A 23,367-nucleotide genomic window follows, 5' to 3' on the forward strand; every position below is an offset into this window, starting at 1 on the left:
ATGTTATAATAAATGAAAAAGGAGAAAAAGAAATGGATATTGTCAAACAAGCATGGGAAACATATGTTGCTCATTCAAATGATATTCCTGATCATATAGAGGGGGTCCGTGATGAAATCATTCAATCATGGAAACGCTGTAAACAACAGCTTGATCCTTTTCAAAAACAGATGTCATTTGTATCAAGTGATATTTTAGAAAAGAAAATGTCGGAAAATGCTCTTTTAATCAAAATTGCTTATTCTTATCTTTTAGAGTTTTATCATTATCTTCAATCAACCGATTATCAAATTTTTCTAGTAGATAAAGAAGGATGCCAGTTAAAAAGAATTGCAGATAATAAACAGCAAGATAAATTTGCGAAAGAAAAGCAGCTTTTTGATGGCTGTCTTTATACAGAAGAAAAAGCGGGTACCAATGGTATCAGTGTCTGTCTCCAGCAAAAACGGCCTGTGATGGTCATAGGAAGTGAGCATTATTTAGAAATATATCATAATGTTGTCTGTTATAGTGCTCCTATATATGATTTTATGAATCAAATCATTGCCTGCCTTTTGATCGTGGGACCACTTTCCTCTTTTAACCCGATGATCATGGGAATGTTAAGCGCCGCTGTAGCAGGTATAGAAAAAGAATTTGAACTAACGACGACGAATCATCTTTTAAATTCAACGATGGAGTCGTTAAACAGTGCTGTTTTAGTTTTAGATCATCAACAGAAAATCATTCATTTCAATCAGCAGATATTTAGAGTTTTACAGCTTTCTAAACAAGATCTAACGAATAAATCGATCTATGATATCATAAACTACGATTCGCTTCCTGAGGCTTTACGCTCTTTTCAGGAAGCTTACACGAATATTGAGTGTACGCTCATCAATTCAAATCAAGTTCATGTAGATGTATCTTTAACGATAAAGCCTCAATCGATGGATTCAACATTGATACTGATAGATCTGCAAAATGAAGTCCATCGTTTGGCGAATCAATTAGCTGGAACAACGGCTATTTACACATTTGAGGATATTCAAGGTACCTCTAAGGCTATTGAAAATTTAAAGCTTCTTGGAAAAACGATTGCTAGTTCTGATCAGCCTGCCTTGATTTTTGGAGAAGCCGGTACAGGAAAAGATATGGTAGCCCAGTCGATTCACAATGCCAGCAGTCATAAAACAGGACCCTTTGTAAGTGTCAATTGCAGTACAGTACAAAAAGGATATCTGGAAGCTGAATTATGGGGCAGTGGTGATCTGACAGATAAAAAACCGGGAAAACTGGAATTAGCTCAAAAAGGAACTCTTTTCTTGGTTGAAGTAAGTAACTTATCTATGGATGCTCAAGAGAAACTATATCATTTTATTAAAACAAATGAATTTATAAATCCTTTGACAAATTACAAGAAAAAATTAAATGTCAGAATTCTGGCATCCACGAGTAAAAATCTGTATACACTTGTGGAAAAAGGTATGTTTCGTCAAGATCTTTATTATGCGTTAAATGGTCTTCATATCACCATTCCTCCTTTAAGAGAACGTATGGAAGATGTACTTGTTTTATCAAAAGTATATGTGAAACAATATAGTGAATCTTTAGGAATAGAACAGCCTATGCTTAGTGCTGAAAGTTTAGATGCATTAATGCATTATCAATGGCCAGGAAATGTCAGACAATTAGAAAGTGTCATTGATTGTGCAGTCAATGCTTCAAATGGAAAAGAGATAGGATTAAATTCTTTGCCTTTAGATATTATCAATGATTATTATGCAGAAAAAAATTCACTGTATTTCTATGCAAGTAACCGTTTAGAAAAAACAGATTCTTCGTTGCATCCTAAAGCACAGGAATATAATCAGATCCTATATGCAATGAAAGCAAGCCATGGAAATGTGAAAAAAGCTGCGGAGGCACTTCATATGTCATTAAGTACTTTTTATCGGAAAATTAATAAATATCACATTTATCCGAAAGATTTTGAAAAAAGAATTTAAACAAAATGGAGGCAATATGAAAAAATTAGTAAAAGTAATTTGTGGTATATTAGTATTAGCAGGGGCATATACAGTTAAGGAAAATAATTTTCTAGGTTTTGAAAATAATGCTGATATCATCGAACTATCATCCATTCCTTCATATGATGGAAATCCGTATGTAGAATTAAATGGCAATGCGCCGACGTTTGATGAAAGTGAGATTACTACAGAATCATTTGAAATTTACAGTGAATTGGATGAATTAGGAAGATGCGGCACTGCTTATGCGAATCTCAGTTTTGATTTGATGCCTATGGAAGAGCGAGGATCGATCGGTATGGTCAAACCTTCTGGATGGCAGACGATTCGTTATGATGATATCGTAGAAGGAAAGTATTTATATAATCGATGTCATCTGATTGGTTTTCAGTTAGCAGGAGAAAATGCAAATGAATTAAACTTGATTACCGGAACCCGTTATATGAATGTTGAAGGAATGCTTCCTTTTGAGAATATGGTGGCTGAGTATATAGAAGAAACCGGTCATCATGTATTATATCGGGTAACACCAATATTTGAAGGAGAAAATCTGGTAGCATCCGGAGTACAAATGGAAGCTCGCTCAGTAGAAGATGACAAAATCAGTTTTAATGTTTTTGTTTATAATGTACAGCCGGGAATCGTAATCAATTATGCAGACGGCAGCAGCCATATTGCTGATTAAACATCATGATACAACTGTTGTATATACATATAAAATATGATATTCTTTGAACATAATAGGAGCTATTATGTGTGAAAAGGCAGTCATTTATATTATAAAAAATAATCATCAAAACAACTCATATAGAAATATTTGTCAATCATTTCTACATTATGCCAAGATGAATGGGATCAAGATTGATAAAGACTTGGAAATGGTTAAAGACAGTTATGGAAAACCTTCTTTTGTATATTATCCAAAAATTCATTTTTCAATAAGTCATAGTGGCGATTGCTGGGCATGTGTTTTTTTTAAAGAAAAGATAGGTCTTGATATTGAAAAAGAAAAAAAGATCGATCACTTGAAACTTGCAAAACGTTTTTTTCATCCTGATGAAGCAGCAATTGTTCATGATTCTGATTCTTTTTTTCGCTTGTGGACATTAAAAGAGAGTTATGCAAAATATATCGGAAAAGGCATTGATGAGAATTTTTCTTCAATTTCTATTCTTCCAAATCATAAAAAAAATATCACTGGACATCAGGATCTGTCATGGAATAAAAACGGGGTTTTCTTTTATTCGCTTATATTAGAAAAAGGTTATTTTTTATCTGTTTGTTCATCTAGGGAAATGGAATTAGAGATATTAATAAAAAAAGATGAGAGGTGATAAAATGAAACAGAATATATTAATTGCGGAAGACGATGCAGATATTGTTGAATTACTGACTCTTTATTTAGACAGTGCTGATTTTTGTGTTTGCGTAGCGAACAACGGTATAGAAGCTTTAGAAATCATGAAACATGATAAAATATCGTTGGCATTAGTGGATATTATGATGCCTGAAATGAATGGTTATGAATTCATCAAAGAAGTCCGCCAGATCAGTGATATACCGATCGTCATCATATCGGCACGAAATCAGGATGCGGATAAGATCATGGGACTGGATATCGGTGCAGATGCCTATATCTCTAAGCCTTTTAATCCTTTAGAAGTTATTGCCTATATCAAAGCGCTATTAAGACGCTGTGTTAAGAATACAGAGGAAAAAGAAGTCTTAAAGCTTGGTGAACTTGAATTAGATATGGAGAAGTTTATTCTTCGAAAAAATGGCTTAGTCCTCCCTTTAACATTAACTGAATTAAAAATCGTTGCTAAGATGATGAAAACTCCTGAGCGGGTATATACGAAAGCCCAGCTATATGAATGTATCAATGGAGAACTCTATGAAAGTGATGATAATACAATGATGGTTCATATTTCTAATATTCGTTCTAAGATCGAGGAGGATCCTGCCAATCCGCAATATATCAAGACAGTGAGGGGGTTAGGTTATAAAATTGAAAACAAAAAGAAATAAAAGTATCAGCTTTGTAACGATCTGTGTTTTTCATTTCTTCTTATTTTCATTTGTTCTGTTGCTTTTATATATGCTGACGAATTATTCAATAAACAAGCGTCTGGAAAATGCGTTTCCTTCTATAGATTCTCTTTTAGAATATCAGGATGATCTGATGCATGATGCATATTATCAGATACCGATTCACAAATATCAGGACTGTGATTTTATTATCTATGATGAGAAAGGAAATGACCTATATTCTACTAGTAAAAATATTAGGAATCAGCTTAGCAGCAATGATTTGATGCTGATTCATGGATATGATGCAGATACGTTTTACTCTTTGTCAATTGGTTTTGATCAAATAGAACAAAAGAAAAGATATTATATTTCATTTTATCAGTATGGAGAAGATGCTTCGCTTTCTCTGCTTGATGATTGTGTATTAGATGAGAATTATCAAATCATTGATGGGAATTTATTTTCAGACAGAAGCTATCTTACAAAACAAGAGTTAAATCTAATTCAAGGCCGTTTTGATTCAGAAAGAGATATTGAAAAGTATGAATATGTAAGTGTAAACGATGAAAAAAGGATCCTTGTCTTTATATCGCCTCATATCAATGAAAACTCTTATGAAAGGGTACTGAATGAAGCCAATCAGCTTTGGTTATTTGCAGTACCGCTTATTTTTCTGATGATTATAGTTCAAAGCTATTTCTTTTCAAGAAGAGTTAAAAATTCAATGAAACAATTAGATGAATCAATTGTTTCATATCAGAGCGGTAATATCGTTGATGCAGATGAAAAAAAGATGCCTCTTGAATTTAAAAGGACATTAGATAAATTTTCAGATTTAAGAGATCACCTTGAAGAAGCAAAAAAACAGAAAGATCAATTATATAAAGAAAAACAACAACTAATCGTAGATATTTCTCATGACTTGAAAACTCCTTTGACCGTAATTCAAGGATATGCGAAAGCATTCATAGATGGAAAAATTGATAAAAAAGATACGGATAAGTATATGAATGCCATTATGAATAAAGCTCAGCTGGCAACAGATTTACTCAATACTTTGTTTGAATATGTGCAAATGGAACATCCTGGATACCAGGCAAATTTAGAAGAAGGCGATCTGGGAGAATTCATAAAGGCTTTTCTGGCAAAAAAATATAGTGAAATTGAAGATAAAGAATTTGTTCTCAATGTAGAAATTGAAGATAAGAAAATAATGACTTTATTTGATAAAAAGCTGATGACACGTCTTTTAGATAATCTGCTCAGCAATGCCCTTCGTTATAATCCTAGAGGAACTGCCATTGATGTCTCTTTAACAGAATTAGAAAAAGAAATGATTCTGATAGTTGCGGATGATGGAGTTGGAATCCCTCAAGAAATTGTTCATAAGGTATTCGAACCATTTGTTACAGGAAGTGTGGCCCGTACAAGCGGCAGCGGCAGCGGATTAGGATTATCAATCGTTAAGAAAATCGTTGAGCTTCATCATGGTCACATTGAACTGCTTTCAGGAAATAAAACTTCTTATGCGACTGAGATAAGAATTACTTTATCTAAATAATATGCCATGCGATTTATATGCATGGCTTTTTCTTTACAAAAATTAAGGTTAGCTGAATATTATATGAAGATAAACCAGATAAGATAGTGGTATGAAAAGGAGGAACCTATGCAAAATGTATTAAAATATTTAGAAAATAGTACTCGAAAATATCCTTATAAGATAGCTGTCATTGATGAAAAGCAATCTTATACTTATACAAAGCTTTCAAAGATAAGCAAGCAGATAGGAAGCGTATTGGCAAATTTAAAGAAGCATAACGAACCGGTCGCCGTCGTTATGGAAAAAAATGCAGATACCTTAGCAGCCTTTTTAGGAATTGTTTATTCAGGAAATTTTTACTGTTTGTTGAATCCTAAGTTACCATTATATCGCTTAAACCAGATCCAAGAAATATTACAGGCATCGGTTGTCATTACAGATCATGAAAATGAGGAATTGGCAAAAAATATCTTTCCTCAAGCGCTTATCTTAAAAATGGAAGATTTAAAAGAAGCGGCTATTCAAGAAAAGCGATTGCAAGAAATCCAAAATCTGTCTTTAGATACGGATCCTTTATATGTTAATTTTACTTCAGGATCAACAGGAAATCCTAAAGGAGTTGTTGTCAGTCATGGCAATGTCATTGATTTTATTGATGAATTTTGTGAAATCTTTCAGTTTAAAAATGATGAGATCTTTGGAAATCAGGCTCCTTTTGACTTTGATGTATCAGTCAAAGATATTTACTCTTCTTTGAAAATGGGAGCTACGATTCTAGTGATTCCTAAACATCTGTTTTCACAGCCTTCAGCTCTGCTGGATTTCATATGTGAACATCAAGTAACCGTAATGGTATGGGCCGTATCTGCTTTATGTCTATTAACATCTTTCCATGCCTTGGATTATAAGGTACCTCATACAGTAACAAAAGTTCTTTTCAGTGGGGAAACAATGCCTTTAAAACATCTTCAGATATGGATGGAACATCTTCAGAAAGCTACATTTGTAAATTTATATGGGCCTACTGAAATTACTTGTAACTGTACGTATCATATCATTGATCGCAGGAATTGTTATGACCAAGGTCTTCCTATTGGACGAGCCTTTCCTAATGAAAAAGTTTTTTTATTAGATGATCAAGGTAAAGAAGTGAAAGAAGCTATGAAAACAGGTGAAATCTGTGTGGCTGGAAGAGCTTTGGCATTAGGTTATTATAATGATGAAAAACAAAGTGCTGAAAAGTTTATTCAAAACCCACTGCATCATCATTATCATGAACGTGTTTATCTGACGGGTGATTTAGGAAAATATGGTGAGGATGGAAATCTATATTTTTGTGGACGTAAAGATTTTCAAATTAAACATATGGGACATCGTATCGAATTAGAAGAAATAGAAAAAAATATGGATTCGATCGCAGGAGTCGATAGATGTATTTGTGTTTATGATGAAAAGAAAAAAAGACTATATGCTTACTATACGGGAAGCTGTGACAAAAAGAAGCTCATGATTCAGATGAGAGAAAAACTTCCTGCCTATATGATACCGAATACGATAAAAAAGGTAGAGGAATTGAAATTAAATAAGAATGGTAAAATAGATCGTAAAATTTATAGAAAGGATTTGTCATGAAAGAAAAAGTAATACAAGAACTTCTTCAAAATTATAAGACACCTCTTTATGTATTTGATATTCATATTCTTAAAGAAAGAATCGCCTATTTACGCAGATGTTTAAATGCAGACCTGTGTTATGCCGTTAAGGCAAATACTTTTATCTTAAAAGAGATATGCGATGATATCGATCGTTTCGAAGTCTGTTCAGAAGGTGAGTTAAGAATCTGTGAAAGCATGCAACTGCCAATGTCAAAGATCGTTCTTTCAGGTGTATATAAAAATGTCAAGGTCATACGTGAACTTATAAAAAAGAAAAAGGGAATGGGTATTTTTACTATAGAGTCGATGAGACAGTATGAGCTGTTAAAAGAAGCGGCCCAACAAAATCATGTTTCAATAAGTCTTTTATTAAGGCTTACCAGTGGAAATCAATTTGGATTAAATGAAGAAGAAATATTTGAATTGATCCAGGATGCATCAAACATTCCGTATATTGAAATCAAAGGCATCCAGTATTTTTCGGGAACGCAAAAAAAATCATTAAAGAAACTGGCAAGAGAAATCAGCTATTTGGATAACTTTCTTCTTTCTTTAAGCGATAAGACAGGATTTGTGATTCAAGAACTGGAATTTGGTCCTGGTTTTCCGATTTCATATTTTGAGTCAGATGATTATGATGAAGAAGCATTTTTAAAAGGTTTTTCAGATATATTGGAAAGCATGACTTATAAAACTGTAATAACTTTAGAACTAGGCCGAAGCATTGCTGCTTCGTGTGGCTATTATCTAACCAGAGTCGTTGATATGAAAATGAATAAAAACCAGCGATATGCTATTGTAGACGGAGGCATTCATCATCTTGTCTATTATGGTCAATCCATGGCGATGAAGCTTCCAAAGTATGAGATGTATCCGTCTAGAAATAGTTCAAAGGGTCATTCCTGGAATATTTGCGGTTCACTTTGTACAATTAATGATATTTTAGTAAAACAGCTCACGGTTGCAGATTTAACGTATGGCGATGTGCTTATCTTTAAGAATACCGGAGCTTACTGTATGACAGAGGGAATTTCTCTATTTTTAAGCAGAGATTTACCGGCAGTGATTAAAATAGATGAAGATGGCAGCTTCAGCTGCATACGTGAAGTTATTCGTACAGATTTAATAAATATGCCATCTAAGAAAGGAGAATGAACATGGAAAGATTATATGCAATTTTAGAAGATATCCAACCTGATGTAGATTATAAAACTTGTGTCACGCTAGTAAAGGATCATATATTAGATTCTTTGTCGATTCTATCACTTGTGGCGGAAATTGAGGATGAATTTGATATTACCGTTCCTGCTGTTGAGATCATACCCGATAATTTCAATTCAGCTGATGCTATCTGGGCGATGATTTTGCGTCTTGAGGAAAATTAAGATGTCATCTTATTTTTCAATTGAATATCTTGCTTTATTTTTACCGGCGGTATTTATCTTTTACAATTTGATGCCAAAGAAATATCGCTGGCTTCTTTTATTACTTGCAAGCTACTTGTTTTTTTGGCTGATCAGCGGCAAACTGATTCTTTATCTGATATCCGCAACATGTATCGTTTATATTATAGCTTTACATTTAGAAAAGATACAGTCGCAGCGGAATCAATTGTTAGAAAAGAAAGAGCGTTCAGAACGTAAAGCTATCCGTATATTTTATCAGAAAAAGCAACGAAAGCTTGTTACAGCAGGAGTTTTGATCCTGATTGGCATATTGGCAGTTTTGAAGTATTCAGGTTTTATAGGAATCAATATTCAATCTATATTCTCTTTATTACATCTTCCTATAACCATTCAAATTCCTTCATTTGTTTTACCCATCGGTATTTCTTTTTATACCTTACAGGCAGTATCTTATCTTTTAGATGTTTATCGGGAAAAGATCAAGCCGGAATGGAATTTTGGAAAGCTGGCACTTTATATGAGTTTTTTCTTAACAATTATTGAAGGCCCTATTTGCCGATATTCTGATATGTCTATTCAGTTGTATGAAGGTAGGAAAGTATCGTGGAATCAGTTTCTTTATGGAATGCAGCGTATTCTTTATGGGCTGATGAAAAAAATCGTTATTGCTGACCGTTTAAATCTTTTTATTAAAACGATTTTTCATGACTATAACAGTTATGATGGCGGTATGATTGCTTTTGGGGCTTTACTTTATACTTGTCAGCTATATATGGAATTTTCAGGTACGATGGATATTGTCATTGGAAGTGGCGAGATATTCTCTTTTAAAATTTTGGAGAATTTCAGACAGCCTTTTTTCTCAAAAACAATTTCCGAATTCTGGCAGAGATGGCATATTTCTTTAGGCCTTTGGTTTAAAGATTATATCTTTTATCCATTATCCATGTCTGATCCTTTGAAAAAAATGACTTCATGGGCCAGAAAGAAATTTGGAAATCATTATGGTCCCCTTATGAGTGGTTCAATTGCCTTATTTTGTGTTTGGCTGGCGAATGGTTTCTGGCATGGTTCAGGATGGAATTATATTTTCTTTGGTTTATATCATTTCACGCTGATCTTAGGCGGTAATTTGATAGAACCTGTTTCTAATCGATTATGTTCTTATTTTAAAATAAAAAGAGAAAGTATTCTATATCACTTTTTTCAAATCGTTAGGACAGGCATCCTGGTTGTTATTGGAGAATTGTTTTTTAGAGCGCAAGGGCTACGTGCTGGTATTCATATGTTTATAAAAATATGCACCAATTTCTCACTGGTTTCATTTACTGATTCGACTGTTTTTTCAATTGGCATGGATCGCCAGGATTTTATTATCGTAGTAATTGCAGTTATGACGGTATTTGTGATTAGTATCATAAAAGAAAAGGGCTTATCGGTCAGAGAACATATTTCTAAAGAGCCTATTGTCTTAAGATGGAGCTTGTATTATATGCTGATTTTATTTATTGTCGTTTTTGGTGCCTATGGAACGGGATATGTTCCAGTAGATCCAATATATGCTAATTTTTAGGAGGAAATCATGAAAGTAAAATATATTGTGCGTTCCTTTCTTTTTATGACAGGATTATTGATATGTTTGGGCACTGCTTCTATAGTAGTATTTCCTAAGAATAATACGATGGAATTTGGAATGAGGGATGTGAATGCCAATGGAATATTAGGAGAGAATGATAATACGATTGATGTTTTAGTGCTTGGTGACAGTGAGTCGTATTCTTCTATTTCTCCAATGACAATATGGAATGAAACAGGTATCACTTCTTATGTTTGTGGTACTTCAGCTCAACAATTGTATGAATCTATGAATTTTTTGAAACAGGCTTTACAAAATCAAAAACCTAAGATCGTTATTTTAGAAACAAATGCTATTTATAGAAATTTTTCACCAGTTAAAATGATTGAAAATGGTTTTAATCAGCTATTTCCAATTTTTCAGTATCATAATCGCTGGAAATCAATCTTGCCTGTAGATTTTGGCGGTTCGATTGAATATACATGGCGTGATGATTTAAAAGGTTTCAAATATAGTAATAAGATTGAAGGAACGAATGCCCAGGATTATATGAGCAAAACTGATAAGATTGCAGAAATTTCAGAACTAAATCGTCAGTATGTAAAAGAAATGGCGAAGCTTTGTGAAGAAAATGATGCGAAATTTATTCTTGTAAGTACACCTAGTACAGTAAATTGGAATTATGCACGTCATAACGGCATTTGTTTATTGGCAGATGAATATGAGTTAGATTATTATGACTTAAATCTTTTAAGTAAGGAGATTTTGATTGATTGGAGTCAAGATACCCGTGATAAAGGAGATCATTTGAATTATTATGGTGCTTTTAAAGTGTCAAAATATCTGGCCCACTTTTTAAAAGAAAAATATGCTTTATCGGATCATCGCCAAGAAAAAGAATATCAAAGCTGGAATGAATCTTATCAAAGATATCAAACGATCATCGCTCAAAATTAGTAAAATATGATATAATAAGTCTAATGGAGGAAATTATGATCTATATTTATAATGCAGGTCCGATGTTTACAGAAGCGGATATTCATCAAAGAAGAATTGAAGGAAGAAAAATGAAAGAACTGCTGGAAAATAATCATCAGGAATATTTTCTGGCGAATCCGATTGATTTGCCATTAGACAATACGAAACCATTGACATCTGAAAAAATATTCTTAACGGATTATGAGCATGTCAGTAAAGCAAATGTTTTCTTTTTTGAGCTGGCTAGCGGTGATGCAGGAACTTATGTAGAATTAGGAAATGCGATTGAAAAGCTGATGAGCGGAAAAGAAATTCGTATGTATCCTGTATTTAACGATATTCGTTTACAGCGTAATGGAATGAGCGGTGTTGATTGTCCGATAGGCTTTAACTCTTATCTGGTTGGCTGTTTAAGAGCTAATAAAATTGATATTTATATGAGCTTTGATGAAGCTTTAAAAGCATTTAAAAATGATTTTGATTTGAAGTAATTGAAAAATATCTATTGACTTTGTTCTTTAGATATTTTTACCCTGCTCTACAAGTGAGTTGCTAAATATATAAAAAAATTTATCCTTATATTTCAACATTTTTGAAGATTGAATAGTATTTTATATTTTAAAACATTACATTTCATTTAAAGCCTTGTGGACATATATGTTCATATGTCTAAGTGTTAATTGGTCAATATTAGAGATGAGATTATAATAAAAGAGATTAAGTATGTATAATGTAAATAAAAAACATTTTAAATTTGAGTAATAAGTAGATACTATAGTATAATATTAGTGGAACTTATAAAATTAAAGGAGGGTATCTATATAAAGAAAAAACAGATTATAATTTTTATCATTTCTTTTGTTTTAATAGTAGGTGTTGTTGCAATTATATCTATCAATAATACCAATTGGGTTGAAGGTGAAGAGTATTTATATACCAAAGCCATTAATTATGTTGTTAATGATGTAGAAAAGGTAAGTGATTATAAAGATAAACAAGATTATCAAGTTTTTACGGACTATTTAATGTATGGAATAGAAAAACAAGATACAAAAAGATATGTTTATATGTGGATACTTTATGAAGAATACTATGTTCAAGATAACAAGCTTATATTGGGGTCTGGAGCATCAATGCCTTATAAGTTTACTTTTGAGAATGAAAATGTAATTAAATGTGTAACTGCTGAGGATGGAAGTAGATTTGAACCATCAATCAGAGAAATGTTTCCTGATGATATTGAAAATTTGCCACTTGAAGATTCATTATCTCCTTTATCACTAACACCCCAAATAGAATCATATTATTCATATCTTCCGTCAACGGAAATTCATTATGCAGATAATGAAGAATAATTTATAAAATGAAAAATCATCATTACTTCTCATGTAGTGGTGATTTTTTACTTTAATCATGGTTAGAATTTGTTTAAATTATCAGCCAATATTATTACTTTATTGCTGGCAATAAAACCATATTTTGTTTTTGATTTAATCATGGTAAAATTTAAGAAGTAAAGCAATTGTTATTTGCACAAAGAGTTACATATTAACTATGTAAACTTAAATAATTTAAGAAAGGAGTAAAACTATGAGAAAGAAATTAAGTAAAGAACAAAAACAAATAGCTTTTAGTGCAAGTGAAGTCTATAACAAGACTCTTGAAGATAATGGATAGAAAATAAGTATTAGACATTGACAGCAATCTCGTTTATACTATTAACTAACGAATGAAAAGATTCTGAAATGAATGAAGACTGCTCATTTTCATGTAATATGTAAATTAAAGGAGGAAGATGATGCTGAATCGAAATAAATTATTATTCTCTCAGAAACTTGAAATTTCAATCATTGCTGTTTTAGTGGTTTTAAGTCATGCGTGGATACCGGATACGGATGCAAAGATGGAATCTAATGAAGTGATTGAAGAAACCCAAATCCAGACGGCAACGGCGTATGTAAGGAAAACAGAGCCAGAAATATCTGAAATTATCGTATTAGATGCCGGTCATGGCGGTGTTGATTCCGGAAGCGTGGGGGAAGATGGCTCCTATGAAAAAGATATCAATCTTGCTGTTACGTTAGAGCTTGGTGAATACCTTAGCAAAAAAGGGGTTCAGGTAGTTTATACGAGAACAGATGATAATGTTGAATGGATTGATACAACAGCGGATCTTCAAAAAAGAATTGATACAGGCATCAATGCCTCAGCTTCTTATTTCTTTTCTATTCACTTGAATTCGAGTGAATATAATGATGGTGCCCGAGGCTTTGAAATATATACAGATGGCCAAAACGATGATATTCTATCACTCGCTGCTTCTATTCAGAATGCTTTAAATGAATTAGATTATACCCAGGATCGTGGTATAAAAAATACGCATGAAATGGGTTCGCTTTATGTCGTTGATCGTAACCCGATTTCTTCGCTATTACTTGAATTAGGCTTTATTAGTGATTGTTATGATCTTGTATATCTTAATAGTGCTTATGGACAATACGAGATAGCAAAAGCATTAGGAGAAGCCATTCTGGCACATCTTGTCTAGATCGATAGATCAAAATAAGGCTGATAAAATACATATGAATAAACTTCAAATAAAATAGAATCCCAGTGTTAACATTGGGGTTCTTTTAATGTATTTACACAAAATTTAATAATCCTATATGATAAAAAAATAAAGAATATAGATGTATTATTTGGCTTTTAATGCACTTTTCTTAATAGCCGGTAATAATTCTTTAGGAGGTGCAGGAAATATATTATCTCTTGTGTTGATGGGAATTCGTTCAAAATCCAAGACACTTAAAACAGTATCAAAAGCAGCTCTTCCGGCAGCAATCTTCAACATTAATGAACCAGTCACCTTTGGATTTCTAATTATGTATAATCCAATCATGCTGATTCCGTTTGTATTATGTCCGGTTGTATGTGCGTTATTATATTGGGCAGCATATAGTACTGGTCTGATTGCCTTGCCATCTGTAATGATTTTAACGAGTCTGCCAGTATTTATGTTACAATTTATGACTACTTTAGATTGGAAAAATGTTGTTTTTGCCATTGCGTTGCTCCCTGTTTGCTGGATCATTTGGTATCCTTTCTTTAAAATTTATGAAAAACAGATGGTTGAGCAAGAAACTGATGATGAAGATAATAAATATTGAATTTAATAGGGGGGGTAATCGCTGATTATGAGTAAGTTTCCAAAAGAATTTTTATGGGGCGGTGCTATTGCCCTAATCAAGCTGAAGGCGCCTGGAATGAAGGTGGCAAAGGCTTAGCTGCCAGTGATGTGCAAACAGCAGGTACGCTTACTGAACCAAGGTATATCACTTATGTAGATGCGAATGGAAAACCAGGCAAGGCATTAAGTGTTCATCAGCTGCCTGAAGGCGCTAAAAGGGCAGTTTTAGATAGTTATTATTATCCGTATCATGAAGCCATTGATTTTTATCATCGATATAAAGAGGATATTGCTTTATTTGCGGAAATGGGTTTTAAGGTATTCCGTATGTCAATCGCCTGGACACGTATCTTTCCTAAGGGTATCGAAGAAGAACCAAATCAGGAGGGATTGGACTTTTATCGCAATGTATTTTTAGAATTAAAGAAATATAACATTGAACCATTGGTTACGATTCAGCATTATGACGTTCCTTTATATTTAGAAGAGAAATTTGGTGGTTGGAATAATCGTAAGATGATTGAACTCTTTGATAAATATACAGATGTCATTTTTAGAGAATATAAAGGTCTAGTAAAATACTGGCTGACGTTTAACGAAATCAACACTGCTGTTATGATGAAAAATCTCATACCTAATTACCCGCATGATAAGATCAAAAAAGATTTTCAGCTGCTTCACTATCAAATGGTAGCAAGTGCCAGAGCCGTAAAAAGAGCACATGAAATTGATTCCAATTATGTGGTCGGCTGTATGATTGGCGGAGGGCCAAGCAATTATCCGTTGACATGTGATCCGAAGGATGTGCTCGCAACAATGGAAAAAAATCAGGAAAATGTGTATTATTGCTGCGATACCATGTGTCAGGGCGAATATCCGTATTTTGCTAAGCGTATCTGGAATCAATATGGAGTTGAATTGGATATGAGCGAACAGGATATTAAAGAGTTAAAAGAGGGCACTGTGAATATGGTAACTTATTCTTATTATTTATCTGGTTGTGCTACTAGCCATAAATGTGATGATTTAGTTGGTGGTAATCTTAATCTAGGACCTAGAAATCCATATTTAAAATATAGTGAATGGGGTTGGGGCATTGATCCTGATGGATTACGTTATTCATTGAATCAATACTACGAACGATACCATAAACCTTTGATGATTGTTGAAAATGGACTAGGTGCTATAGATATACTGGAGAAAGATGGGAAAATTCATGATAGTTATCGCATTAATTACTTAAGAGAGCATATAAAAGCAATTGCGAAAGCAATTGAGGATGGTGTAGATGTGATAGGATATACAACTTGGGGATGCATCGATTTAGTAAGCTCTTCAACAGGTGAAATGAAGAAGCGTTATGGATTTATTTATGTAGATAAAAATGATGATGGATCAGGAACGCTTGATCGTTATCGCAAAGATTCTTTTTACTGGTATAAAAAAGTCATTGCTTCTAATGGTGAAGATTTAGATTAAGACCTCACACGAAAATGGGACCCATTGGTTCCATTTTCATCTTTATAGTAGATGTTTCATCGTTTGATTGTAACTTTTTTGGATATGTATAGTGGTTATATCAAAGATTAATTAAATCATATGTTAATAGTAAAATAAGATAAAATTTTAATAGGAATTGGGAAAAATGAAGATTGAATGCATATAAAAGAGTAGGAGGTACTCTTTTATGAAGCAGAAAATCTTACTTGATCAGCATTTTAAGAATATCTTAAGGAACAAGCTGATCCTTGCTTATATCATGAAGGACAATCTTGATGAATATGCAAATTCCTCTATCGGTGAAATCATGAAATGCATCGAGCCTCAAGGAGATGTCCCTTTACATACGCATCTTATTTCTGGACATCGCAATGAGAACAATGAAGATGATGTCAGTGTTGTCTTCGATTCGCTTGTCTATGCATCCCTGCCCCATAATAAAGGAAGGATCGCCATGATCATCAATCTGGAAGCACAGGGTGAACTGAAAGGAAGAAGCCATGTCTTAAGCAGAGCCAACTACTACAATTCCCGCAATGTATCGATGCAGGTGAATGAGTTCTTCGACCATGCGCAGTATGACGATATCGTGAAGGTGGTATCGATCTGGATCGTGTTCAATGCCCCCAAGCATAAGCAAAACTGCATCAACCGCTACCGGATGGTGGAGGAGCATATTATCGGGAATGCGTGCGAGGAGGAAAAATATTTTGATAAGCAGCAGATCCTTGTGCTATACTTAGGGTATAAGGAAAGCGAATATATTTCGATGAACATCCTAAGGATATTGGCAGATAATGGGATGGACTATGAAACAAAGAATGAGGCATTAGAGAAGTACGATATAAGGCTTAAGGGCGGACTGGCAAAGGAGGTAAGAAGCATGTGCGACTATGGAGATTATGTAGAGAAGATGGGCACAGAGAAAGGCTTGCAGAAAGGGATTGCTCAGGGATTACAGAGAGGAATATTACAAGGCAAGGAAGAAGAAAGGATCAATAGTACTTTAAATGCTATTCAAAGCTTAATGAAGACCTTGAAGCTGGGTGTTGATGAAGCGATGGATGCTTTGCAGATACCTGCTGATAAGAAGACTTATTATTTAGAATTGTTGAAAAATGATAGGGTTCAATAAATAGATATCGTGGAGTTAGAACGGACTAAAAGAGATAGAAAAATATGCAAATAAATTTGAACTTGTTGAATCAAATTGCTATGAAGTTTCAGTGATGAATAGGAAAATTAAAAAAGTTTAAGGGCTAGTCAATAGCCCTTTTTGTAATTTATTTTCAAATTATTGATAAAAAATTTCACAAAATGACAATATTTTCCAATTTGTATCCTGATTTTATGTAAAAAAAGTGATGTAAAATAAATAAATTTTGAATAACATCATTTTATGGGTGATTTTTTTTACTAAATAAGGTAAAATAGATATAGTTATGTGAATTATCAAACTGGAGGAAGTAATATGGTAAACGAACGAGATGAAGTGATGGAAGAAAAGGATTTTGATGCTGATATCAAGCTGCGTGAGGCTTTGATCGAAGAAGTGAAAAATCTTGATGTTTCTTCAGACTGGAATGCTGTTGTCCGTGAAATCTCTAATTTGAAGAGAAGATGGAAGCGCATTTCATATTGGGAATCTGTATATGAAGATCAGCTGGAAGAAAACTTTGAAAAAGCAATCGATGATCTTTATGTGAAACGCAGTGAAGTTTTTGAAAATGTAAAAAAAGTGAAAGAGGATTTAATAGAAAAAGCCCGTCAGCTAGCTGTTACGGAAAACTGGAATCAAACAACAGAACAGATGAATGAGCTGATGCGTCAGTGGAAGGCTGCAGGGTCTGCAGGCAAAGAAGATGATGCTTTATGGGAAACTTTTAATGGTATTCGTCAGAAATTTTTTGAAGATAAGCACCAGTATTTTGAAGATATGAAGAGTCGCTTTGAAGATGCTCGTAAAGTGAAGCAGGAACTTATTGAAAAGGCTGCTGCTTTGGCAGATTCTGTGGAATGGCAGAAAGCAAGCAATCAGTTTAAAGAATTGATGGATCAGTGGAAAGCTGCTGGAAGTGCAGGCAGAGGCCATGAAGATCGTCTTTGGAATGAATTTAATGAAAGCCGCCAAAAATTTTATGAAAGAAGAAATCAGCATTATACGGAACTTCATGCTCAACAAAAAGAAAGTTATGCTGCTAAAAAAGCTTTAATTGCAAAAGCACAAGAGATTCTGGCAGAAAATGATTTCTCAAAGGAAAATACGGATAAGATGAAAGAATTAAATCAGCAGTGGAAAGCAGCTGGATTCTGTGGAAAAGATCGTGAAGATCAGATCTGGAGCGAATTTAGAGCTGTGATGGATGAATACTTTGCTGGTTTGAAGGAGTTGAATGAGCAGAAACATCAGCAATGGCGTCAGAGAATGATGGAAAACCGCAGACGTAAACAAGATTTGATTGCTAATCAGAAAAGACAAGTAAAACGTATGCAGGATGAGTTAGTGGGTCTGTTAAGTCAGCGTGAGTATGATGACATGGTAGAGCGTATTGAAGATAAAAAAGATTTTATTGCTGAGCTGGAAGAACAGCTATCAGAAATGGATCAGGCTTTAAATGAAGAATAATTAAGGCAGTCTTAGACTGCTTTTCTTATGAATTGAAAGGAATTGAAAACTATGAGTGAAGAAGAAAAGATGAATCAAGGTGAATGGTATGATGCCAATAATGATGCAGTTTTAATAAAAAAAAGAGAAAAAGCAATGGATTTGTGTTTTATATATAATCAAATAAAACCAAGTGATCTTCAACAAAGAAATAAAATATTATATGAATTATTGGGGTATGAACCACAAAATTTAACACTTTTGAGTCCTTTTATGTGTGATTATGGTCAGCATATTCGTTTTGGAAAAGATGTTTTTGTCAATATCAATAGTTATTTTATGGATGGTGCAGAAATCGTGATTGGTGATCATGTATTCATAGGTCCTTCTTGTGGGTTTTATACAGCGATGCATCCGCTAGATGCTTCATCAAGAAATCAGGGGTTAGAAAAAGCTTTACCGATTCATATTGAAGATGATGTTTGGATCGGTGCAAATGTGGTCATATTGCCAGGCGTTACGATTGGCAAAGGTAGCGTAATTGCGGCAGGAAGCGTCATTACTCATGATGTAGAAGCCTACTCGTTGGCAGCAGGTGTGCCAGCAAAAATTATGAAAAAACTTTTATAAATATTGACAAAGAAAATTTACAGGATTATAGTTAGTATGCTAATTATTAGTATGCTAATGGAGGAGAAAAAATGAGATTACCTTTTTATATGCTCATGTTTAAGGTGTTTCATGCTCAACGTAATCGGATGCGAAAGGACATGCTTCAATTTCAGCTTGCTCCAGGACAGCCAAAAGTTTTACGATACATCTCGGCTCATAGCGAGTGTATGCTGAAAGAAATTGCGGAAGAGTGTGATGTATCAGCAGCTACGGTCAGTAAGATCTTGAATTCGCTAGAAGAAAAAAAGATGCTTCATCGGCGGATCGATCCGGAAAATAAGCGAGCTTATCAGCTGCGGATTACAGAAAAAGGTCAGCAGGCTTTAGATTTATGGAATGAACACTGTATAAAAGTGGATAACATATCATTAAAAGGATTTAGTGATGAAGAAAAAAAACTATTTTGGGATTTTTTAGAGCGGATGTATGAGAATCTGACTGGAAAAGATATACGATAAGGGGGAGTTTAGCGAATGTTGAAAAGTCTTATACCTTATATGGATAAATATCGAAAGTATTTATTCATTAGTTGTTTTTGTGTTATTGCAGAAACGATCTTTGAACTGATCATTCCACTTCTGATGGCTGATATCATTGATATCGGTGTTGCGAATGGTGATACAGCTTATATTATCAATCGAGGAATCATCATGATTGTTTGTGCACTTATTGCTTTAGTATTAGGGAATATGTATGCCAAGTATGCTGCAATGGCTGGGCAGGGCTTTGGCAGTGAACTGAGAAGAGCGGAATTTATGAAAGTTCAGAATTTTTCTTTCAAGAATACCGATCATTTTTCAGGATCATCACTCATTACCCGATTAACAAGTGATATTACGATCCTGCAAAATGCGATTTGTAATAGTATTCGTCCGATCGTTCGTTCACCTGTCATGCTTTTAATGGCATTATTTTTAACGTTTACCATTAATGCAAAGCTGGCAGCTGTATTTTTGATTGCTACACCGATTCTTGGTATTGGCCTTTTTTTCATTGTAAATAAGGTAGGACCTCTTTATCGTTTGATGCAATCAAGCATTGATCAGGTAAATACGGTCGTGCAAGAAAATATGAATGCTATTCGAGCTGTAAAAGCTTATGTGCGAGAAGAATATGAAGAAGATAAATTTTCTAAGATCAATGAAACATTAAAAGTAAATAGTGAAAAGTCATTCCGTACATCTGTTTGGAATATGCCATTATTTCAGTTTGTCATGTATGGAACGATTGTCTGCATCATTTATTTTGGCGGTCAGATGATTTTTTCCAATGAAATGAAAGTAGGAGAACTGACGGGCTTTTTAAGCTATGTCTTACAGATCTTAAATTCTTTGATGCTTATTTCAAATGTATTTTTAATGATAACAAGATCAATTGCCAGTGCTGAACGTATCATCGAAGTTTTAGATGAAGTGCCTGATATCCAGGATTCATCCAATCTTTCATTGAAAGTTCAAAGCGGGCGTGTAGAATTTAAAAATGTATATTTTAAATATAAAGAAGAAGCAGAGGAATATGTTTTAAGCGATATTAATTTGACGATTCCTGCAGGATCTACGATTGGTATACTCGGAGGAACGGGGGCTGCTAAGACTTCATTGGTACAACTGATACCTCGTCTGTATGATGTCAGCAAGGGAGAGGTTTTGGTTGATGGTCATAATGTAAAAGATTATTCAGTGGAACATATTCGTGATGCAGTGGGCATGGTCTTACAGAAGAATACACTTTTCAGTGGTACGATTCGGGAAAACCTTTGCTGGGGAAATGAAAATGCCAGTGATGATGAAATTAAATGGGCGTGTCGTATTGCCTGTGCCGATGAATTTGTTCAACAGTTTCCTGATGGTTATGAAACGATGATCGATCAGGGTGGTGTCAATGTATCCGGAGGACAGAAACAGCGTTTGTGTATTGCCAGAGCTCTTTTAAAAAAGCCGAAGGTTCTTATTCTGGATGATTCAACAAGTGCAGTAGATACCGCAACAGAAGCAAGTATTCAAGAAGGATTAGCTTCTTTAAAAGATACGACAAAGATCATTATTGCACAAAGGGTTACTTCGGTTCAAAATGCAGATCAGATCGTAATCATCGATGATGGCAGGATTCATGCGATAGGAACTCATGAACAATTATTGAAAGAAGATTCTATCTATCAGGATATTTACTATTCACAAATGGAAGGAGCTGGTTTCCATGGCTAGACAGATAACAACCGCTAAACCTAAAGATATGAAAAAGACTTTGCTCTCTTTCCTGCAATATATGGGACACTATAAGTATTCTTTATTTGTTGTGGGTATATTTGTCATTATCAGTACAGGGGTGAATCTTTGGGGAACATTTCAAATCAGAACGGTAGTCAATGATTATATTTTAGCCTTAGATGCTCAAGGTTTTATTCGTTTTGTGATGTTAATGGCAATTGTTTATGCATTAGGGGCATTGTCAACAGCCATTTATAAACAGCTGATGGTTCATACAGCTCAGAAAATTGTTAAGGATATCCGCCAGGATCTGTTCAATAAGATGCAGAAACTGCCATTAAAATATTTTGATTCAAATGCGCATGGTGATCTGATGAGCCGTTTTACCAATGATTTGGATACCGTTCAGGATGCTATGAATAACTGCTTTGATAACCTGATTCAAAGCTTTATGATGATCACCGGAACACTGATCCTGATCTTTGTATTAAACTGGCAGTTATCAGTCATTGTTTTGATCAGTATGATTTTCATGTATTTCTTAATTCAATATTTTAGCCGTCGTAGTCGTTATTACTTTAAACGTCAACAAAAGGCATTAGGAAATCTCAATGGTTTTATTGAAGAAATGGTCAATGGTGTCAAGGTAGTAAAAGTCTTTAATCATGAAGAAAAGAATTTAGAAGAGTTTGATAAACGAAACCACGTTCTTTTAGATGCAGCCGTAAAAGCTTTGCGTTATTCAGGCAAGACAATTCCAACCGTTGTCAGTATTTCCTATATCAATTATGCGATCGTTGCCTGTGTAGGTGGCTTTATGGCCATTGGCGGTTTGATCGATTTAGGAAGTCTTTCTTCTTATTTAGTATTTGTAAGACAGACAGCTCTGCCAATCAATCAGTTTACGCAGCAATTAAATTTCTTGCTGGCTGCCATGGCCGGAGCTGAAAGAATTTTTGAGATGATGGCCGAAAAAGAAGAAATTGATGAAGGCAAAGTAACCTTGACCTGTGTTGAAGAAAAAGAAGGGCAGTTAAGTGCCTGCTCCTATTATACGGGCAAATGGGCCTGGAAACACCCACGTCCTGACAATACGTATGAATTGATTCCTTTGCGTGGAGATGTGCGTTTCCATGATGTGGAATTTGGCTACGACAGTGATCATATGATCTTAAAAAAGATATCCTTATTTGCGAAACCAGGACAAAAAATTGCTTTTGTCGGCAGTACAGGCGCAGGTAAGACAACAATTACAAATCTGATCAATCGTTTCTATGATGTTCAAAAGGGAAGCATTACCTATGATGGTATTGATGTACGATTGATAAAGAAAGCAGATTTGCGAAAATCCATTTCTATCGTTTTACAGGATACGCATTTATTTACAGGAACGATTGCCGATAATATTCGTTACGGAAAATTAGATGCTTCGATGGATGAAGTCATTGCAGCTGCAAAACTGGCGAATGCACACAGCTTTATCAAACGATTGCCGAATGGCTATAATACGATGTTAACAAGCGATGGTGCAAATCTTTCACAAGGACAGCGGCAGTTATTGGCGATTGCTCGTGCTGCGATTGCTAATCCTCCGGTTTTGATCTTAGATGAAGCAACAAGTTCGATTGATACTCGAACAGAAAAACTGATTGAAAAAGGTATGGATCGTTTGATGGAGAATCGAACCGTGTTTGTTATTGCCCACCGTTTGTCGACTGTTCGAAATTCAGCGGCCATTATGGTACTAGATCATGGTAAAATCATAGAAAGAGGCAGTCATGAAGAACTGCTTGAACAAAAAGGAAGATATTATCAGCTTTATACCGGACAGTTTGAATTGGAATAAAAAAAGATTTATTAGTTCGGGTCTACCGGTTTTTACAAGAAAATGATTTTGTAACCAAAATCATATGCAAATAAGCGACTCCCTATCTGCATACCCACCTGCCTTTCTAGCGGCGTGGTTCCACCGGCACCTTCACATCTCCTTCTTTTGCT

At 34.3% G+C, this 23,367-nt stretch carries 20 protein-coding genes and 1 pseudogene; all 21 read left to right on the plus strand.

The genetic code is table 11. The features are described 5' to 3' along the window. The first annotated feature begins 32 nt into the window (after window positions 1-32). The 21 genes and pseudogenes from BQ5367_RS08910 to BQ5367_RS09010 all read left to right on the plus strand — a co-directional run bounded on the left by BQ5367_RS08910 (window position 33) and on the right by BQ5367_RS09010 (window position 23,215). A complete protein-coding gene (locus BQ5367_RS08910; RefSeq protein WP_071442173.1) occupies window positions 33-1,988 on the plus strand; it encodes a sigma-54-dependent Fis family transcriptional regulator in 1,956 nt (651 codons plus the stop codon). Window positions 1,989-2,004: 16 nt separating this feature from the next. After that, window positions 2,005-2,694, plus strand: coding sequence for a DNA/RNA non-specific endonuclease (locus BQ5367_RS08915; protein WP_083383217.1), 690 nt, complete (start codon window positions 2,005-2,007; stop codon window positions 2,692-2,694). 67 nt (window positions 2,695-2,761) lie between these two features. Then, window positions 2,762-3,343, plus strand: a complete 582-nt coding sequence (locus BQ5367_RS08920; RefSeq protein ID WP_071442175.1) for a 4'-phosphopantetheinyl transferase family protein — start codon at window positions 2,762-2,764, stop codon at window positions 3,341-3,343. Between the two features lie 4 nt (window positions 3,344-3,347). After that, window positions 3,348-4,037 (plus strand): response regulator transcription factor, encoded by a 690-nt coding sequence (locus BQ5367_RS08925; protein WP_071442176.1) that lies wholly within the window; start codon window positions 3,348-3,350, stop codon window positions 4,035-4,037. Next, entirely contained in the window at window positions 4,018-5,601 is a 1,584-nt protein-coding gene (locus BQ5367_RS08930; RefSeq protein ID WP_071442177.1) for a HAMP domain-containing sensor histidine kinase, read from the plus strand. Before BQ5367_RS08925 ends, BQ5367_RS08930 begins: the two co-directional genes overlap by 20 nt. A 108-nt stretch (window positions 5,602-5,709) precedes the next feature. Further along, window positions 5,710-7,215, plus strand: coding sequence for an amino acid adenylation domain-containing protein (locus tag BQ5367_RS08935; protein ID WP_071442178.1), 1,506 nt, complete (start codon window positions 5,710-5,712; stop codon window positions 7,213-7,215). Beyond that, a complete protein-coding gene (locus BQ5367_RS08940) occupies window positions 7,212-8,393 on the plus strand; it encodes a diaminopimelate decarboxylase family protein (protein ID WP_071442179.1) in 1,182 nt (393 codons plus the stop codon). Before BQ5367_RS08935 ends, BQ5367_RS08940 begins: the two co-directional genes overlap by 4 nt. A gap of 2 nt (window positions 8,394-8,395) precedes the next feature. Then, the gene (locus tag BQ5367_RS08945; protein ID WP_071442180.1) at window positions 8,396-8,623 is read left to right on the plus strand and encodes a phosphopantetheine-binding protein; all 228 of its coding nucleotides are present in this window, start codon (window positions 8,396-8,398) and stop codon (window positions 8,621-8,623) included. A 1-nt stretch (window position 8,624) separates the two neighbouring features. After that, window positions 8,625-10,217 carry an MBOAT family O-acyltransferase gene (locus BQ5367_RS08950; RefSeq protein WP_071442181.1) on the plus strand — a complete coding sequence of 531 codons (1,593 nt, stop codon included), beginning with the start codon at window positions 8,625-8,627 and terminating at the stop codon, window positions 10,215-10,217. A 9-nt stretch (window positions 10,218-10,226) separates the two neighbouring features. Then, on the plus strand, window positions 10,227-11,177 hold the full coding sequence (locus BQ5367_RS08955) for a hypothetical protein (protein ID WP_071442182.1): 951 nt from the start codon (window positions 10,227-10,229) through the stop codon (window positions 11,175-11,177). 35 nt (window positions 11,178-11,212) lie between these two features. Beyond that, entirely contained in the window at window positions 11,213-11,689 is a 477-nt protein-coding gene (locus tag BQ5367_RS08960) for a hypothetical protein (RefSeq protein WP_071442183.1), read from the plus strand. Window positions 11,690-11,986: 297 nt separating this feature from the next. Continuing rightward, the gene (locus BQ5367_RS08965; protein WP_071442184.1) at window positions 11,987-12,553 is read left to right on the plus strand and encodes a hypothetical protein; all 567 of its coding nucleotides are present in this window, start codon (window positions 11,987-11,989) and stop codon (window positions 12,551-12,553) included. Window positions 12,554-12,996: 443 nt separating this feature from the next. Next, window positions 12,997-13,746, plus strand: coding sequence for an N-acetylmuramoyl-L-alanine amidase (locus BQ5367_RS08970; protein WP_071442185.1), 750 nt, complete (start codon window positions 12,997-12,999; stop codon window positions 13,744-13,746). 151 nt (window positions 13,747-13,897) lie between these two features. Beyond that, on the plus strand, window positions 13,898-14,365 hold the full coding sequence (locus BQ5367_RS08975) for a PTS transporter subunit EIIC (protein WP_161940485.1): 468 nt from the start codon (window positions 13,898-13,900) through the stop codon (window positions 14,363-14,365). Window positions 14,366-14,392: 27 nt separating this feature from the next. Further along, window positions 14,393-15,864: pseudogene (locus tag BQ5367_RS08980) on the plus strand (family 1 glycosylhydrolase). A 208-nt stretch (window positions 15,865-16,072) separates the two neighbouring features. After that, window positions 16,073-17,020, plus strand: coding sequence for a hypothetical protein (locus BQ5367_RS08985; protein ID WP_071442187.1), 948 nt, complete (start codon window positions 16,073-16,075; stop codon window positions 17,018-17,020). A gap of 336 nt (window positions 17,021-17,356) precedes the next feature. Then, window positions 17,357-18,511 carry a DUF349 domain-containing protein gene (locus BQ5367_RS08990; protein WP_071442188.1) on the plus strand — a complete coding sequence of 385 codons (1,155 nt, stop codon included), beginning with the start codon at window positions 17,357-17,359 and terminating at the stop codon, window positions 18,509-18,511. A 51-nt stretch (window positions 18,512-18,562) separates the two neighbouring features. Further along, window positions 18,563-19,120: a sugar O-acetyltransferase gene (locus BQ5367_RS08995; protein ID WP_071442189.1), complete on the plus strand. Its 558-nt coding sequence runs from the start codon at window positions 18,563-18,565 to the stop codon at window positions 19,118-19,120. A 71-nt stretch (window positions 19,121-19,191) separates the two neighbouring features. Continuing rightward, window positions 19,192-19,620 carry a MarR family winged helix-turn-helix transcriptional regulator gene (locus tag BQ5367_RS09000; protein WP_071442190.1) on the plus strand — a complete coding sequence of 143 codons (429 nt, stop codon included), beginning with the start codon at window positions 19,192-19,194 and terminating at the stop codon, window positions 19,618-19,620. A 15-nt stretch (window positions 19,621-19,635) separates the two neighbouring features. Beyond that, window positions 19,636-21,366: an ABC transporter ATP-binding protein gene (locus BQ5367_RS09005; RefSeq protein ID WP_071442191.1), complete on the plus strand. Its 1,731-nt coding sequence runs from the start codon at window positions 19,636-19,638 to the stop codon at window positions 21,364-21,366. Then, window positions 21,359-23,215, plus strand: coding sequence for an ABC transporter ATP-binding protein (locus BQ5367_RS09010; protein WP_071442192.1), 1,857 nt, complete (start codon window positions 21,359-21,361; stop codon window positions 23,213-23,215). Before BQ5367_RS09005 ends, BQ5367_RS09010 begins: the two co-directional genes overlap by 8 nt. The last annotated feature ends 152 nt before the right edge of the window (window positions 23,216-23,367 follow it).

The organism is Traorella massiliensis, assembly GCF_900104665.1.
Classification (GTDB): Bacteria; Bacillota_I; Bacilli_A; order Erysipelotrichales; family Erysipelotrichaceae; genus Traorella; species Traorella massiliensis.